This is a genomic window from Marinobacter sp. NFXS11 (assembly GCF_040148675.1).
GTDB lineage: Bacteria > Pseudomonadota > Gammaproteobacteria > Pseudomonadales > Oleiphilaceae > Marinobacter.
This window is the reverse complement of sequence record NZ_JAGDDV010000001.1, coordinates 335448-351304: the sequence shown is the minus strand read 5'-3', so window position 1 is coordinate 351304 and position 15857 is coordinate 335448. Positions and strand designations below refer to the sequence as shown.

At 55.6% G+C, this 15857-nt stretch carries 16 protein-coding genes; 5 read left to right on the top strand and 11 right to left on the bottom strand.

Annotated elements, in window-relative coordinates:
• Nucleotide 1: 1 nt before the first annotated feature.
• The 6 genes from J3362_RS01760 to J3362_RS01735 form a co-directional block, all read right to left on the bottom strand.
• On the bottom strand, nucleotides 2-280 hold the full coding sequence (locus J3362_RS01760; protein ID WP_349517843.1) for a type II toxin-antitoxin system RelE/ParE family toxin: 279 nt from the start codon (nucleotides 278-280) through the stop codon (nucleotides 2-4).
• A 433-nt stretch (nucleotides 281-713) separates the two neighbouring features.
• A complete protein-coding gene (locus J3362_RS01755; protein WP_349517842.1) occupies nucleotides 714-1193 on the bottom strand; it encodes a hypothetical protein in 480 nt (159 codons plus the stop codon).
• 92 nt (nucleotides 1194-1285) lie between these two features.
• On the bottom strand, nucleotides 1286-2002 hold the full coding sequence (locus J3362_RS01750) for a substrate-binding periplasmic protein (RefSeq protein WP_349517841.1): 717 nt from the start codon (nucleotides 2000-2002) through the stop codon (nucleotides 1286-1288).
• A 257-nt stretch (nucleotides 2003-2259) separates the two neighbouring features.
• The gene (trxC, locus tag J3362_RS01745) at nucleotides 2260-2700 is read right to left on the bottom strand and encodes a thioredoxin TrxC (protein WP_349517840.1); all 441 of its coding nucleotides are present in this window, start codon (nucleotides 2698-2700) and stop codon (nucleotides 2260-2262) included.
• 114 nt (nucleotides 2701-2814) lie between these two features.
• Nucleotides 2815-3198: a DUF2750 domain-containing protein gene (locus J3362_RS01740; protein ID WP_349517839.1), complete on the bottom strand. Its 384-nt coding sequence runs from the start codon at nucleotides 3196-3198 to the stop codon at nucleotides 2815-2817.
• Between the two features lie 47 nt (nucleotides 3199-3245).
• Nucleotides 3246-4055: a CPBP family intramembrane glutamic endopeptidase gene (locus tag J3362_RS01735; RefSeq protein ID WP_349517838.1), complete on the bottom strand. Its 810-nt coding sequence runs from the start codon at nucleotides 4053-4055 to the stop codon at nucleotides 3246-3248.
• 86 nt (nucleotides 4056-4141) lie between these two features.
• Here J3362_RS01735 and J3362_RS01730 point away from each other — a divergent pair, with 86 nt between their 5' ends.
• Both J3362_RS01730 and J3362_RS01725 read left to right on the top strand, forming a co-directional pair.
• Nucleotides 4142-4987 carry a CPBP family glutamic-type intramembrane protease gene (locus J3362_RS01730; RefSeq protein ID WP_349517837.1) on the top strand — a complete coding sequence of 282 codons (846 nt, stop codon included), beginning with the start codon at nucleotides 4142-4144 and terminating at the stop codon, nucleotides 4985-4987.
• A gap of 13 nt (nucleotides 4988-5000) precedes the next feature.
• Complete coding sequence (locus J3362_RS01725) at nucleotides 5001-5957, top strand: DUF2860 domain-containing protein (RefSeq protein WP_349517836.1); 957 nt, start codon at nucleotides 5001-5003, stop codon at nucleotides 5955-5957.
• A gap of 17 nt (nucleotides 5958-5974) precedes the next feature.
• Here J3362_RS01725 and J3362_RS01720 read toward each other — a convergent pair whose 3' ends face one another.
• From J3362_RS01720 to J3362_RS01710, 3 genes are all read right to left on the bottom strand, one after another.
• The gene (locus tag J3362_RS01720) at nucleotides 5975-6772 is read right to left on the bottom strand and encodes an SDR family oxidoreductase (protein WP_349517835.1); all 798 of its coding nucleotides are present in this window, start codon (nucleotides 6770-6772) and stop codon (nucleotides 5975-5977) included.
• Nucleotides 6773-6791: 19 nt separating this feature from the next.
• The gene (locus J3362_RS01715) at nucleotides 6792-7841 is read right to left on the bottom strand and encodes a mechanosensitive ion channel family protein (protein ID WP_349517834.1); all 1050 of its coding nucleotides are present in this window, start codon (nucleotides 7839-7841) and stop codon (nucleotides 6792-6794) included.
• Between the two features lie 74 nt (nucleotides 7842-7915).
• A complete protein-coding gene (locus J3362_RS01710) occupies nucleotides 7916-9472 on the bottom strand; it encodes a BCCT family transporter (protein WP_349517833.1) in 1557 nt (518 codons plus the stop codon).
• Nucleotides 9473-9610: 138 nt separating this feature from the next.
• On the opposite strand from J3362_RS01710, the gene J3362_RS01705 reads away from it, so the two are divergent.
• Nucleotides 9611-10804: a multidrug effflux MFS transporter gene (locus tag J3362_RS01705; protein ID WP_349517832.1), complete on the top strand. Its 1194-nt coding sequence runs from the start codon at nucleotides 9611-9613 to the stop codon at nucleotides 10802-10804.
• 107 nt (nucleotides 10805-10911) lie between these two features.
• Entirely contained in the window at nucleotides 10912-13065 is a 2154-nt protein-coding gene (gene ovoA / locus J3362_RS01700) for a 5-histidylcysteine sulfoxide synthase (protein ID WP_349517831.1), read from the top strand.
• On the opposite strand, the gene J3362_RS01695 is transcribed toward ovoA, so the two are convergent.
• On the bottom strand, nucleotides 13040-14149 hold the full coding sequence (locus J3362_RS01695) for an ADP-ribosylglycohydrolase family protein (RefSeq protein WP_349517830.1): 1110 nt from the start codon (nucleotides 14147-14149) through the stop codon (nucleotides 13040-13042). The genes ovoA and J3362_RS01695 overlap by 26 nt on opposite strands.
• Before the next feature lie 166 nt (nucleotides 14150-14315).
• Here J3362_RS01695 and J3362_RS01690 point away from each other — a divergent pair, with 166 nt between their 5' ends.
• Nucleotides 14316-15254, top strand: coding sequence for a GGDEF domain-containing protein (locus J3362_RS01690; RefSeq protein WP_349517829.1), 939 nt, complete (start codon nucleotides 14316-14318; stop codon nucleotides 15252-15254).
• Nucleotides 15255-15302: 48 nt separating this feature from the next.
• Here the strand turns inward: J3362_RS01690 and J3362_RS01685 are convergent, their stop codons facing one another.
• Nucleotides 15303-15752, bottom strand: a complete 450-nt coding sequence (locus tag J3362_RS01685) for a pseudoazurin (protein WP_349517828.1) — start codon at nucleotides 15750-15752, stop codon at nucleotides 15303-15305.
• Between the last annotated feature and the right edge of the window lie 105 nt (nucleotides 15753-15857).

The following is a 15857-nucleotide window of genomic DNA, read 5'->3' as shown; positions in this document are numbered from 1 at the left end:
CTTAGTGGTAATCAACTATCTCAACGTCTTCCGCCCCTTCCTCTGTCCAGCGGAAACACAATCGCCACTGGTCGTTGATCCGGATACTATGCTGCCCCTCTCTGTTTCCAGAAAGCGGTTCTAGCCTATTCCCGGGCGGAGACTTCAAATCATCAAGAGCTTCAGCGCTCAATAGTTGTTGCAACTTCCGCTCAGCCGTCCGCTGTATTGCGGTAAATCGTCGAGTCCGGCCAGTTTCAACAAGCTCTTTCGTATGCTTGCACTTGAAGTTTTTGATCATGACCACCCACCTTATAACGTTGCACGTTAAACGTGAAATACGATCTAGTTATTATGACATAATTTTTTATAATAAATGGAATGGAGATGGAGATGGAGATGGAGATGGAGATGGAGATGGAGTAATCAAACTTCGGGCCGTTAGTTTACCACTAATTGATCGCATATTATTGTCACCAACAATACTCGAAAAATAGGTGGACGCTATCCTGAAGGCGGCAACGCGACGCTCAAAGAAGGAATCATCCGAAGCGTATCTTCACTAAACCACCTCGGTTCAGCAGAAAGATCTGCTTTTCCAGTAACGTGGATCATTATAAAAGGGGTCGCTAATGTCCGCTTTTGTTTAAGAGCTTGGGAAGCTCGGCCTGGTTTCAAAACGAACGTCCAGATTTGGGATAATTCTATGCAGCTAGTTCGGGACACTAAGGGACTCAAAAGAGCCAGACAGAAAGGTAATCCCCCAGGCCAAGACTGGTGAAGAAAACACCACAAACAACACCTGCAGGCAGGCTAAGACGCCGCACCAGCGATGTTTTACGCTCTTCCTCCGATCCACATGCTGGCCGTATACCACTCGGAAAGAGCTTTTTACCCAAGCGGTCATGCAAGAATACGATAAAAAACAGTACAGCGGACAACACTGCAATGTTGAACACCGCAGCCCAAGCCCCGGTAAACATCAATTTGACCAAGCCGTTAATTGCCACCCCAAGCAATACACCAATAACAACGTTTACTGCTGAGCTTGCCCAATGGCCGGCCTGTGCAAAAAATGCGGCAGCCCGCCGAGCACGTACCTCAGATTCCTGTTTGTCGGGCTTTGCATCTGGTTTGAGCCGCGACCAGACGACCAACGCCATGACAACGCAGATGAAGGTTAAGGCTATGAGAAAGTCGACTATGGTGAACATGAGGTCACATTTGCTCCAGCCTGAGCATGAACAATAAAAACGCCCCTCTCTTCACTTATGCGCCGGCCCCGCAGCGGCCAGACCTTTCACCATTAAAGTTCTGGCCGCGGCAGTTTAGGCAGCATGGCCTCCACGTCAATCGTGTAGGTAGAGAAAAAAGCTTCCGCCGCTTCAATTAAAGCAGTCTCGTTGTTAAGTATCCCGAGATAGACCGGCCACTCGGCGTCTACCAGTTCCGTACGGTAAAGCTCCGGATCGACGTCCCCCAGCTGTGCTAGAAACCGGAACTCCGTTTCGTTCATGACAATGTAATCGCAGCGTTTGTGCAGAAACATTTGCAGCATCTGCCCGGCGTTGTACGCGTCATGGCGCACCAGCTGGCTCCCGATCCGCCGCTCGAGCCGATCACTGTAGACAAACCATCTGCGAAGACAGATACCTCCCTTGAGGTCATCGAAGGAGTCCGGTTGCCGGCCAGGTTGTGCGAACACGCGGTCACGCCAGGTCAACACCGGCCCTACGCCGTGCATTCGGTCCGGCAAAGGCATCCATAACGGGTTGGCGAAAACCGCGTTGGCTAGTCCTCGCTCCAGAGCCCAGGCTTGGCGCTTGCGCGCCATCGGGACGAAATCGGCTGCGATACCGGTCTGTATGGTGAATTCATTGATCACCTCGACCAGAATGCCCTCGTTGAGATTATTGCCGTAATAAAACGGCAGAAAGCTCTCGTCCGAACCCATAATCTTGAGCGTTTGGGAAGAAGCTGGAAGGAGCCAGAATGCCATGATGATAAACAGGACTACTCTCATTCGGTCCTCGTTGGAGTGATCAATCGGGTAAGGCCGCCGCTTGCCCGACTATGCCTTGCTAGTTACAGGCAGTTTGGCTCGAATTCTGGCCACACGCCATGAGAAAGTCGATATCGTTGCAAAGTCAGCTTTACCCACAAAAACTGTGGATAACTTTGTGGGAACAGCTCGGATAGGTGCCTTCAGCCCTGCAATGGCAGGGCCTCAGCAATTGTGGCGTTTTAATGACCGGCCAGCGAATAAATGGCCTTATCAGGCTAGCGAATACCCTTGGATTGCAGCCACTGACTGATCTGCGCCTGATTCATGGCGCCGCTCTGGCGGGCGACTTCCCGGCCATTCTGAAACAGGATCATGGTAGGGATGCTGCGAATGCCAAACTGGCCGGCCGGGCCCTGGGCCTGTTCGGTATTGAGCTTGGCAAAGCGTACCTTGCCCCGCCAGTCTTTAGCAGCCTGCTCGAACTGGGGCGCCATCATTTTGCAGGGGCCACACCAGCTTGCCCAGAAGTCCACCAATACCGGCACATCACTGCGACCTGTATGGGCAGCAAAGCTCTGGTCCGTAAGTTCCAGGACCTGATCCGGCCACAACGGCTGTTTACAGGCACCGCAATTGCCGCCGGCTGACAGTTTATCCGCGGGTACGCGATTAACCTTGTGACAGTGGGGACAGACCAGATGTCGGATGTCAGTCATGATTCATTACCCTCAGATTGTGTACTGGGATAAATGATCGGGGCAGACCAGAAGAAATCAAGCAGCGCTTGTCCCAGCCGTATTGCCAAGCCGGTCAGACACTAAAAGCGGTATCTAGAAATCGGACATTACGTCCTGAAGATCGCGCTTGAGTTCTTCCGGCTCAGTTATCCACACGGTTTTGTCGAGGCCCGGGAATACGCCGACATCAAGCCCGTCTCTCGTCAAACCCGGCACCCATTTCCGGAAAAAGTCCGGCAATGAGATACTGCGGGGAGTCAGTTCATCACCGCCGTTGGCATACTCGGAGGCGAAGGCCGAGGCCGGCCACACCGGCAGGTATTCCACATCGCCGTCGTCCGAGGCGATCTTGAGGAACCGGCTCTCGCCGTTCACCAGAATCCAGATTCCCCGTTCCTCGGCCACCTGGCTCAGGAAGTAGTCATACCGCTCTTCACCATCCATTTCCATTACTTGATTAAGGTCTTCACTACTCATGTCAGGTACGCCACTCCAGTCGTTTGCTTCTCGGTATTCGTCGGAGACTAACACGTATTTGGGGGAGACTGGCGGCCGCTTTTCCAAAACATTACCAGCAGCGCTGCAAGGGCCAAGTTGCCGAACAGCAGGAAGGGGTACATTTCAGGGGAGATTCGCAACCATTCACCGGTGAAGTTCATCATGGCGTGGAAAATCAGGACCGCCAGAATGCTTCTACCGGTGCGGTTATAAACGAGCACGATCAACAACGTATGGCAGATGATCATCGGCATCCACCAGTAAAGCTCGGGGTGAAACGTGGTGTTGGCGTAATACTCGGGGAAAAAGACGAAGGGTGCGTGCCACAGCGCCCAGACCACACCGTTCACCAGGCCCGCCATAAGGGGGCTAAAGCGCTGTTGCAAAGCCTCCAGATAAAAACCGCGTAACCCCACCTCTTCAACTGCCGGAAACACAAAGGAAAGAACCAACAAAAACAGCAAGGGCCCGGGATTAACAAACAACTGCCAGTTCGTATCGAGGGGCTCGCCAGCAACGCCCAGAAGCATTGCCAGGCCGGCCATGGCAAAATCGTAAGCAAGCCAGAACAACAGGATGATGAGCCACCAGCGGCCGGGTATACGACGCCAGTCTGTCAGGCGCCGCCACAGGTCTTTCAGTTGCTCTTTTCCACCGTTCGCCGCTGCAAGGCCAAGACCGGCAACGACTGGGCTGGCCCCGCCAATCAAAAACCAGATCAGGTTTGGAAATGCCCAAACCGAGGAATCCGAGAGCAACACCGGTATCCAGAAGATATACGCCCAACCCAGGTAAACCAGGGGAAAAGCGACCAACGGTTGCTTTATCAATAGCACTACCCTCGTCTCCACTTAACTGCGTATTATCAACGTGTGGTGGAACCGGCCTACTCCGCAGTTGGCCATAACCGGGACGCCAGTCAATGCCTCCAGAAGATCACATCTCACAACCCGATGCCATTCCCTTTCGGTCGTTAACCCTGTTCCTGTTGCTGAGCTTCGGCATCGCCTGGGGGATCCTGGCTGCCTTCATCTTTTTCTCCGAAACCATGGTTGGGCTGTTCGGTGAGATTACTGGAGAGCACCCGCTTTTCTATCTCGCGGTCTGGGCCCCGGCCATCTCGGCGTTCATTGTGATTTTTCGGTGGTCCGGGCTGGAAGGATTGCGACGGCATTTGGGGCGCGCCCTGCTGTGGCGCTGCTCATGGCCCTGGTATGCGTTCCTGCTTCTTGGCGTGCCCCTGGTGTTCTTCGTGGGGTCGTTCTTAAAGGGCAACCTGTCAGAGACTGCCTTCCCATTTCCGACTGCGTCCTCGTTTCTGGTTGCGCTTATTTTTATTGCCATCAAAGGCCCCATTGAGGAGTTCGGCTGGCGAGGCCTGGCACTCCCCCTCCTGCAACGCAAGATAACGCCCATATGGGCCGCAATCGTCATTGGCGTGATCTGGGGCCTTTGGCACACCCCGGCTTTCCTGCTGAGCGGTACCGAGCAGAGCGCGTGGTCTTTTTTGCCATTTTTCACGGGAACTATTGCGCTGAGCGTGATTGTCACGCCGCTTTTCAATGCTTCGAGGGGTAGCATCTTCCTGCCCGCGCTCTTTCACTTCATGCTTATCAATCCCGTCTGGCCCGACGCCCAGCCTTATGACACCTATATCTTTGTAATGGTGGCTACAGTCATCGTCTGGCTGAACCGCGAAACACTGTTTACACGTAAAAACTGCATCATTGAGGTCGTACCCCGGAAAACCGCGCCCAATCCACCATAATCGGAGCTTCCGAATGAAAAAGCACCTTGCCCTCCCGGCTCTGTTCATCGCGATGCCTGTCTTCGCGCAACCGGCGCCTCCTCAAAAGGGGTTCAGTGGTGAAGTCTCGCTGAATGCAGGGGTTATCTCTTCCACGTCCAATTTTAACGTCGATGGCGACCGAACCATCAGTTCCCTCGAGAACAAGGCAGACAGCGAGTCAGAGGGCCTGATTGCGCCCCTTGGCAACATTGCCTACACCTTCGGCGATGGACTGAATCAGCAGATTTACTTTGGTACCACCAGGGAAGATATTGCGGTCGGCACCCTGGCCGTGCAACTCGGGTATAAATACAGTCTCAGCTCGGGCACCGTGGTGGATGTTTCCTTTTTGCCCACGGTAATTTCGGGAGAAACCTGGCAAAATCCTTATCAGCTCAACACGCCGAGGAAAGAAACAGACGTCTCGGGCAACGCCTACCGTCTTCAACTTAACAGCATCTCCGGCTCCGGCTTTAGCCTGGATCTCGCCTTTGCAACAACGGATGTCGAAGATGATCTGACGGCGGGTACAGACCTGGCCCGGGATGCAGACAGTTTCTACACGAAAGGTAGCTACCGCTTTACCGTCTCGCCGACCAGCTTTGTCTCACCCTCTGTTATTTACATCCAGCACGATGCCGACGGCATTGCCAGCAGCTTCGACGCCTATGGAGCGGAAGTCAGCTGGTTCAATATTCTGGACCGGCACAGCCTGGTTTTGACCGCAGGATTCACAAGACGGGATTACGACAGCGCCAGCACCCTGTTCAACAGGACGCGTTCGGATGATGAATTCAGTCTGTTCGCAGCCTACGAGTACCCACAGTTCATGGGCTGGAAGGATTGGTCGTTTGTTTCGTTTGCAGGCTACGGCAACACCCAGTCCAACCTGACCTTCTACGATGAATCCTCGTATCTGCTTGCAGTGGGGCTGAACTACAATTTCTGATCAGTCCCGGTTTTGACCTAGGATCCAGCCCTCGCCATACGGAACAGGGCCTCTGGCGAGATTCGCTTGATCCAAAGGGCAGCCATTTCCTTGCCCTTCCCCACCGGGATTTCACGCTTCTTTGCCTCGAGACCCTTGAACACCACCTCGGCGCACTCGGTCACGTCCATGCCGCCAGCAATGTCCTCATCTTCCTTGCCGTAGGCTGAGCCGTCACCGGCAAGGGCATTGCGGGAAATATCCGTGCGAATGAAACCGGGGGTGATGGTCGAGACGCTCACGCCCTGGCCTTCAACCTCGGCCCGTAAAGCATCGAAGAATCCCATAACGGCATGCTTCGCGGCACAATAGCCGGTACGCATGGGGGCGCCGACTTTACCGGCGACGCTGGAGGTCACGGCGAGGTGGCCTGAGCCACGCTCGAGCATATGGGGAAGCACCGCTTTGGTCAGGGCAATCTGGCCCATGACATCCACATCCATCAGTTTCTGGTAGACAGACATGTCGGTGTCCTTACACAGGGACCGTTGCGAAACGCCGGCGTTGTTCACCAGCAGATCGATAGTACCGAACTGATCCAGAACCGTCTCAACCTTGCCCGGAAGTGAATCCCAGTCGGTAACGTCCAGTTGGAGTACCAGTACCTGCCCGGTTGCTGAACCGGCCACGGCCCGGCAACGTTCAGCAACACGCTCCAACTCATCTTCCCGACGAGCGGAAAGCACCAGACGGTCGCCATTCTTCGCAAACTGCAAGGCAAGTGCTTCACCGATGCCAGAGGAAGCACCGGTTATCCAGACGGTTTTGGCAGACATGCAGGGTCCTCGAGAAATCTCAGTTTTCCACCATCCGGGCCCGAAGCCTCGGTAGCTGAGCCGGGTAGTGTTCCTGAATGAAGGTTACCATGCCCTCCCGGACCGCACATCTCAGGTCCCAGTTCTTGCTGGAATTGGCGGCGCTCATCAAAAAACGCACCTGGATGGCCTGATCACTGGAATCGGTCACCTGCACTGAGGAAAATTCGCCATCCCAGAGCCCCGATTCATGGAGCAGACGAGTGAATTCCTGCCGCAGCGGTTCAACCGGCATGGTGTAGTCGACCCAGATAAAGACTGTTCCCAGCAGTTCTGCGGTATTCCTGGACCAGTTCTGGAACGGATTCTCGATAAACCATTGCAGTGGCACTACAAGGCGGCGCAGATCCCAGACCCGCAAGACCACATAGGTGGCTGTTACTTCTTCCACCCAGCACCACTCCCCCTGCACATACAGCACGTCGTCTATACGAAAAGGTTGAGTCAGGGCAATCTGCATACCGGCCAGCAGGTTGCTCAACACAGGACGGGCCGCGAAACCGAGAATCAGGCCGCCGACACCCGCGGAGGCGAGAAGGCTGGCGCCCATGTGCTGAACCGATTCAAAGGTCATCAGCGCAGCGCCGAGACCGATGATCACGATGAGAATGTTAAGTGCGCGGACCAGGAATCGGGTCTGGGTTTCGACCTTGCGGGCTCGCTTCCATTGCCCTTCCAGCACCGGATTGAGCGCGACAATGACTTCGCCAATGGCCGAGGTCAGTCTGACTGCCGCCCATGTGATTGCAAGGATGAGCAGTAGGGTGGCAATTTGCTGAATGGCTGAGATCAAGGGCAGATCCGCTGGCGCGGCGGCCAACGAACCTACCAGGGTAAGAAGGCAGAAAACGACACCTAAAGCCCGGGCAGCGGCATCCAGAAACAGCCGGATGACCGTTCTGGACTCTGAAAAATGCCGGAACAGAGCGAGGGCCAGACGGTAAACGATGTAGGTAACCGCAACCGCCAGAATCGCCGAAAACCCCGGCCACAACCAAGCCGTGAAACCGGCTTCAAACGATTCCAGCATCAGCCCTCCAGGCGCTTTCGATCATAGGAGTTCGCGGGGAAGTACGTCCCTGTCCCGCTGTGTTCCATAAAAGCCTAGACCAGCCCTTGCTCACGCGCCATTGCCATGGCCGCTTTCGGCCCGGTCCAGAGCGAGGGAAGGATGATCAGTGAAACCGGAATCGCTGTCAGCACAATAAACTGCTGTAACACACCAATCTGGCCGGCGCCCATATACAGAAGGATCGCCGCCATCAATGCCATGGCACCCCCCCAGAACACACGGATCCACGGGCTTGGTTCGTCATGGCCAGCTCCGACCATGGCAATGGAATAGCTCATCGAGTCGCCGGTGGTGGCCACGAAAATGGTTGTCAGCAACAGAATCGCAGCCGCCATCCAGGTGCCGCCGGGCAAGGCCTGCGCCACGGTGAGTGTGGCTACATCAAAGCGGAAGTTGTTCAGTGCTTCGGTCAGGTCGAAGGTACCGGCAAGCTGGTGGTAAATGCCGGAACCACCGAGTAGTGTGAACCAGATGGTGGTCGCGATGGGCGCCAGAACAGCCACGGCTAGAACCATTTCGCGAACCGTCCGGCCCCGGGAAATTCTGGCAACGAAGACCGCCATCAAAGGCGTGTAGCCAATAAACCAGGCAAAGAAGAACACCGTCCACCATTTCATCCACCAGGCCGGCGCTGTTTCGGCGGTCATCGTTGCCATGGTAAAGAACGAGGAAACGTACTCACCCATGGACTGGGTGTAGGTGTTGGCCAGGAATAGCGTGGGGCCGAAGACAAAGATGATCCCGGCAATGACAAGCGCCAGTATCACATTGAAACGGCTCAATAACTGAATGCCCTTGTGCAGACCAGTCATGGCAGAGGTCATGTAGACGCCGGCCAGCACCACCAATACCGTCAACTGGGTGCCATATCCATCCGATACGCCAAACAGCTCATGCAACCCAAAGCTCATCTGAGTGGCCAGAAAACCGATGGGGCCAACAGTCCCCGCCACCACGGCAATCACACAGAAGGCATCGATAACACCACCGAGGCGTCCCTGAATGATCTTCTCACCAAAAACCGGGTACAACAGGGTTCTCGGCTGCAGTGGCTTGCCCTGGCCATAATGGGCCCGGGTCAGCACCAGAGCCGTGAGGGAGCCCAGCACGGCCCAGGCCAGGAAACCCCAATGGGTGAACGATTGGGCCATTGCAGGAGCAACCGCTGAGGCTGAGCCCGCTTCGGTATCAAAGGCCGGCGGTGTGACGACGAAGTGGTAAACCGGTTCGCCGGCAGCAAAAAACACACCGCCCCCGGCCAGCAGGGTGCACATGATCATCGACAACCAGCGAAACCGACCAATCTCCGGCCGATCCAGTCCGCCGATTCTGGCGGCGCCGGCCCGGCTCAGGGCTGTTCCCATAGCGATGAAAAACGTGAGTAGCAGCAGCACCTGGAAAAAAGAGCCCAGATAGGTTGCCGTCCACGCAAACCCGGCTCCGATCAGGTCGGCCACGTATCCGCTGTCGACGATTGAGGCACCCACGAACAGGAGTATGAAGCCAATCGTGAGCACGAGAACAACGGGATCGCTGTCTGTTAGCGGCCCGCTTCTGGTTCGCGGGAGAGATTGGGATTGAGCGGTCATTAGATCTGCCTCCGGAAGAAAAAGCCGAGCAGGCTACAGGAAGTGAATGGATCATGCACGGAGATTTCTGAAAATACGCATGGTCTGATGAAATATGCCACCGTATTGTTAGGATTCTATCTTTCAAGGAGATCACTCTTGTCGCATCTGCAGCTGGCCATACTGCTGGGCATGACCGTGGCACTCGGGCCCTTGGCGCTTGATGCCTACCTGCCCGCTTTCCCGGAGATTGCCGACGGCCTGGGCGTTGATCACGGGCACGTGGGGCTCACGCTCAGCGCCTATGTGACTACCTTGGGGCTTGCCCAGCTAGTGGGCGGCCCCCTGTCTGACCGATACGGTCGCAAACCGGTGCTTTTCGGTGGATTGCTGATTTTTATGGCAGGCGCAGTCATGGTATCGCTGGCTGACAGCCTGTCCGACATGGTGTTCTGGCGGATAGCGCAGGGCATTGGTGGCGCTTTCTGTGCGGTGTCGGTTCCTGCGATTGTTCGCGACGAAGTCAGTGGACAGGACGCTGCCCGCCTGTTCGGGCTCATTGGCCTGATCATGTTCATAGCGCCCGCTGCGGCGCCGTCGCTGGGTTCACTGATGCTTGCACTGGGTGAGTGGCACTGGATATTCCTGATGCTGGCCGGCTATGCCGCGCTTCTTGTGCTGACTCTCCAATTGGCGCTTTTCCCAAGGCTTCAACCGCGCACACCGACAACCACGCCTATTCGCTCCCTGGTAACCAATTACCTGCTGGTGCTCAAACACAAAACCACCATGCGTTTCATCGGCATTCAGGTTCTGTGTTTCAGCACTATGCTCCTGTTCATCACCCACTCCTCATTTATCTACCAGGAATGGTACGGGCTCTCCAACAGCACCTTCGCCATGCTGTTCGCCGCCAATATTGCGTTCATGGCTGCCCTGAATCTGACTAACCGTCCGCTGCTGAGGCGATTTTCCTCGGTGAAGTTGGTGCGTGCCCAGGTTATTGCACAATGCCTGGCTCTTGTCGCTCTGGTTGCCAGCGTGCAGTTCCAGGGGCCCCTCTGGCTGGTGGCAGGGTGCATCATCGTTGCCATCGGCTGCCAGGGCGGCATCGTGCCCAACAACATGGCGAACGCCATGGAGTTCTTTCCGAATCTCAGCGGCACTGCGGCGGCTCTTCTGGGCGCATCGCAGTTCACCATTGCCGGGGCAGTCAGCACCCTATCCTCTGTCTCTGGAGACCAGACACTCCTGAGCATCGCGGTTTCAATGCTTGCCTGTTCATCGGGTGCCGTTCTTCTTGCACTGGGCGCGCCCCGGGCGGTAGCTTTGGCCAAAGAGTCCGCCTTGTAACAATTTCAGCAAAGGAATCGTCTGAACAGTTTTAGGGGGAAATTGAACCATCCCCTACCCACAAGACGTATTGCTGTTAGCAAACACAACAAAGGACGTGTCCAGAAATGACAATGCCAATACCGGAAGTGCAGTCCTCCAGCCGAGCCCTCAAACCCGGAGTCGGCCTGCTCAGAACGCCGGATCTGAGTATCGGGTCTGTGGAGGACAAACGCGCCGAAATTGCTTCCTACTTCACCAACACCTTTGACATCTACACGCGCCTCTTCGACTGCCTCGCTGGTGATTCGGGCTATTTCCAGAAATCGATTCCCCTGAGACACCCTCTCATTTTTTACCTCGGCCACACCGCAACTTTTTTCGTCAATAAACTGGTGCTGGCCAAACTCCTTCCAGAGCGCATCGACCCTCACATGGAGTCGATTTTTGCGGTGGGCGTTGATGAGATGAGCTGGGACGATCTGGACGAAGATCATTACGACTGGCCCACCGTTGCCGAGGTGCTGGATTACCGCGCTAAAGTCCGCGCCACCGTTCTGGACCTGATTGAAACACTCCCGCTCAGCCTGCCGATCAACTGGGAGAGTCCCTGGTGGCCTATCGTTATGGGTGTTGAGCACGAACGCATCCACCTGGAGACCTCGTCCGTGCTGATCCGGCAACACGATCTCTCGAAGGTGCGGCCGCAGCCAGAATGGGAGCCGATTCGCGAGACCGGGGAAGCGCCCGAAAACGAACTTTTCACCGTACCGGCTGGCACAGTTTCCATTGGCAAACCCTACGACGACGCCTTCTATGGCTGGGACAATGAGTACGGCGAACACGAGGCCCAGGTTGATGAATTCAGGGCCAGTCAGTATCTCGTCAGCAACCAGGAATTCCTGGAGTTTGTTGAAGCCGGTGGCTACCAGGAAGATCGATTCTGGAGTGAAGAGGGTTGTGCCTGGCGGCAATTCGCCAGGGCGAAGCATCCGACTTTCTGGCGCTGGCAGAACGGTTGGCATCTGCGCCTTATGACTGAAGAGGTCGAGATGCCCTGGGACTGGCCCGTCGAGGTGAACTACCACGAGTCCAAAGCCTTTTGCGAGTGGAAACGGGAGCAAACCGGCCAGCCAATCCGCCTGCCAACCGAGGACGAGTGGTACCGTCTGTGCGCCGAGGCCGGCATCGAAGAAGTGGGCCATGATCCCGCGAATGCCAACCTGCATCTCGACCATGGAGCATCCTCTTGCCCGGTTACCCGGTTCCGGCACGGTCAGTGGTTCGACGTTGTTGGCAACGTCTGGCAATGGATGGAAACACCGACCTATCCGTTCGATAATTTCAAGGTTCATCCGCTGTACGACGATTTCACAACGCCGACGTTTGACGGGCAACACAACCTGATCAAGGGCGGCTCCTGGATTTCCTGCGGCAACGAAGCCCGATTGTCGGCTCGTTATGCGTTCCGCAGGCACTTCTTCCAGCATGCCGGCTTCCGCTACATCGCCTCCGAAAGCGAGGCCGTGCAACCCAACGCCTACTATGAAAGCGACCGGTTGCTGACTGAATACGCCGAATTCCACTTCGGTGACACCTGGTTTGGTGTCGACAACTTCCCGAAAGCCCTGGCGGATCTTGCCCTGGATGCGATGACGGGCAAGCCAACCGGAAAAGCCCTGGATCTGGGCTGTGCCTGCGGCCGGTCCAGCTTTGAATTGGCAAGGCGCTTTGACGAGGTGGAAGGTGTCGATTTCTCGGCCAACTTTATCAGGCTGGGCGTGGAGATGGCCGAGCAGGGCTCCATTCGCTATGCGCTGGCAGAGGAAGGTGAACTGGTCAGCTATCACACCCGGACACTTAAAGAGCTGGGCCTCGAGGAATGCTCAGATCGGGTAAGCTTCTACCAGGGCGATGCCTGTAACCTGAAACCGCAGTACTCGGGCTACGACCTTGTTCTGGCGGCCAACCTCATTGATCGGCTTTACCGCCCAAGGCGCTTCCTGGACAGCATTCACGAGCGCATTAACGACGGTGGCCTTTTGGTTATTGCCTCTCCCTACACCTGGCTGGAAGAACATACGCCCAAAGAAGAGTGGATTGGCGGTTTCAAGAAGGATGGTGAGAATCACACCACGCTGGATGGCCTGAAAGAACACCTCTCACAGCACTTCCGGTTAGTCAGTGAGCCGAAAAAGGTGCCTTTCGTTATCCGCGAAACCCAACACAAGTTCCAGCATACCCTGTCTGAAGTGACTATCTGGGAGCGCTTGCCGCGCTGATCAGCGCGGTGATCTCCTCACTGATCGCCTCGTGGTCCACCAACTGATCGAACCAGTTGGTGGCCACTTGACCGGTCGTCAGCCCCAACAGCGTCCCCAGCACGATACCTCTGTGAACGTTATCGCCACCGAGGTTGGTGTTCATGCGAAGCGCCAGCCATGGATCGTTCCGGTACTTGTAGGCCAGGTAAAGAACGACCGGCCAGGAGTCGGAGATATAACACGCTGGCGAATACATCCGGCCCACGACCTGGTTGTCGGGCAGGTTCCGCTTGACCAATCCGGCGACATCCAGCCCGCCAGCACCCTTGCCAGCCTCTGAAAGCAGCGCCTTGATACCCTCGTCATCGGGACCTTCGAGCAGGCCACAGAGCAGTTTCACGTAGCGGTCGCATACCCTCATCAAGCTCTCATCCGGATGGGTCAGCGCAAGATGGTCCCGGCAATGGGACTGAATGCCGGGCACGTCCGTGCCACGGAGTCGCTCTGCAAACACCAACGCGGCAATCGTCACCAGGCCACCGATGGAAGGCGTATCGTGGGTGACCATGGCACAGCGTTGCGCCGGTAAACCCTTCACATAATTAGCAAAAAACCCTCGGTGGTAGGATTCAGCATAGGTATCCGGGTGCGCCGGTGGATCGGCGGTCATAAAGCCGATGTACGCCGAAAGAAACGCCTGAGAACTGTATTCACCGTTCCCGTCCGCCAGGCAACGCATGAGCACGCGGCTGCAATGGGCATTCAGGGTGTTCTCTCCCGCACCCATGCCATGGTGATAATGCACGTTCGGCACATTCCAGAACTGGTCGCGGCCCTTGAGGATAACCTCGCCTACAATTTTCGGCTCCGCCTCAGCATTTTGACCATAACGGCGACCACCACGGCGGGTGGAGTGCAAAGACATGATCGACGAAGGATGGAACTCCGGTGCGGCCTCGAATTTCTGGACTCCGCCGGGAAAAGCCTTTTCAATGTCCATGGGGTTGTAATACCAGTGGACGGGCATGGCGAGGGCATCAGCAACGAACTGTGTTTTCAGTGCGTTCGTGACTCGAGAATTACGCACCGGATCAATGCTCACAATCACACCTCCTGGAACAACGGGATCATCCCGAAGACTGGCAAGCACCAAAAGCGGTATTTTTGATGCGGGGACTGGTTTATCTTAACTATAGGAAACCACGTTCCTTTTACGTTCATCGCCCAGAAACAGAGCTGCTCTGGCTCGGCAATCGGAGAAAAATGCATTGAGTGACAACCCCGCTGGACTGGTTGAAGATAGCTCTGTTTACAGAACCTTATTGGAATCAACCAGAGCGATTCCCTGGAAAATCAACTGGCGAACCATGCGATTCGAGTACATAGGGCCCCAGATTGAAGCCTTGCTCGGCTGGCCCCAGGACAGCTGGCTAACCGTAGACGATTGGGCCACCCGCATGCACCCCGAGGATCGGGAGCGGGTTGTCAATTTCTGCGTATCGCAATCCGAGGCCGGAGTCGATCATGAGGCGGACTATCGGGCCCTCACGGAGGGAGGGGAATACGTCTGGTTGCGGGATGTGGTGCATGTACTGCGTGACGATAACGGCGATGTCGAGGCTCTTATCGGCTTTATGTTCGACATCAGCGAGCGCAAGAAAACCGAGGACGAATTGGTCGCACTGCAGAAAAAGCTGGAAGAGTACTCTTACAAGGATGGACTTACCGGCGTCGCAAACCGCCGAATGTTTGATACCGTCATGAACGAGAACTGGAACCATGCCATCCGACACCAGTCCTCTCTGTCAGTCATACTGCTCGATATCGACAATTTCAAAGCGTACAACGATCTGAACGGCCATTTGCAGGGTGATGAGTGTCTCAAACGAATCGCTACGCTTCTGGAGAACGCGGCCCAACGTCCCCGCGACTTCGTGGCAAGGTTCGGTGGTGAGGAATTCGTCATCGTCTTGCCCGAAACGGACACGTCAGCTGCCATCAGTGTGGCTGAACGTTGCCGTCAGTTGCTCCTCGAGGAACAAATTCCCCAGGGAGACAGCCCGAACAGTAAAAAGGTTACGATGAGCATGGGAATAGGCACTGTGATTCCCTCACGCGACGACCGCATCGCCGATTTCCTGGATCTGGTCGACCAGCGACTCTATAAAGCGAAGCGGGACGGCCGTAATCGAATTGTCTTCGATTAAAATAGAAAAGGCCGCGCAGTAATCTGAGCGGCCTCTATCCCGATTAACTTACTTCTGGACTTGCTCAAAGTAACCGGTCAGACGGTCCTTGTTCGTTGCAGCGGCTGCAGTGAGCTTATCCACGGCGGCTTTCGCAGAGTCGTAATTGACCGATTCGCCTACCTGAATGACACCTGCCATGTTCAACGCGGCGTGGGGAGTGCATTTGTACACATAGACGCCGTCTTCGTTGAGCGTTACCGTAATGCCTTCGTTGATAGCACTTTGCCAGCCTTCGGCACCCTCAGGCACCTCTACCGACACTGAGTTATGTGCTGGATCGACAAGAACAAATTTGACGGTATCGCCAGGCTCGGCCTTCACAAACCCCGGTTCAAAGACCATGGCGCCGTCAGCGCCGGAATTCTTCATTTCAACGACGTGTTCTGCCGCCATCGCAACCCCGGAAATCAGAGCGAGCGCGACTGCAGCAACGGTGTGTTTAAGCGTTAATTTCATAGTGACTTCACCTCATTGGTTGGTCATTGAAAGCACTAAGTACTACGCATCCTACCCACATCAGGATCCCTTTCGACTCTAAGGGCATATCCTTATGGGAATGAC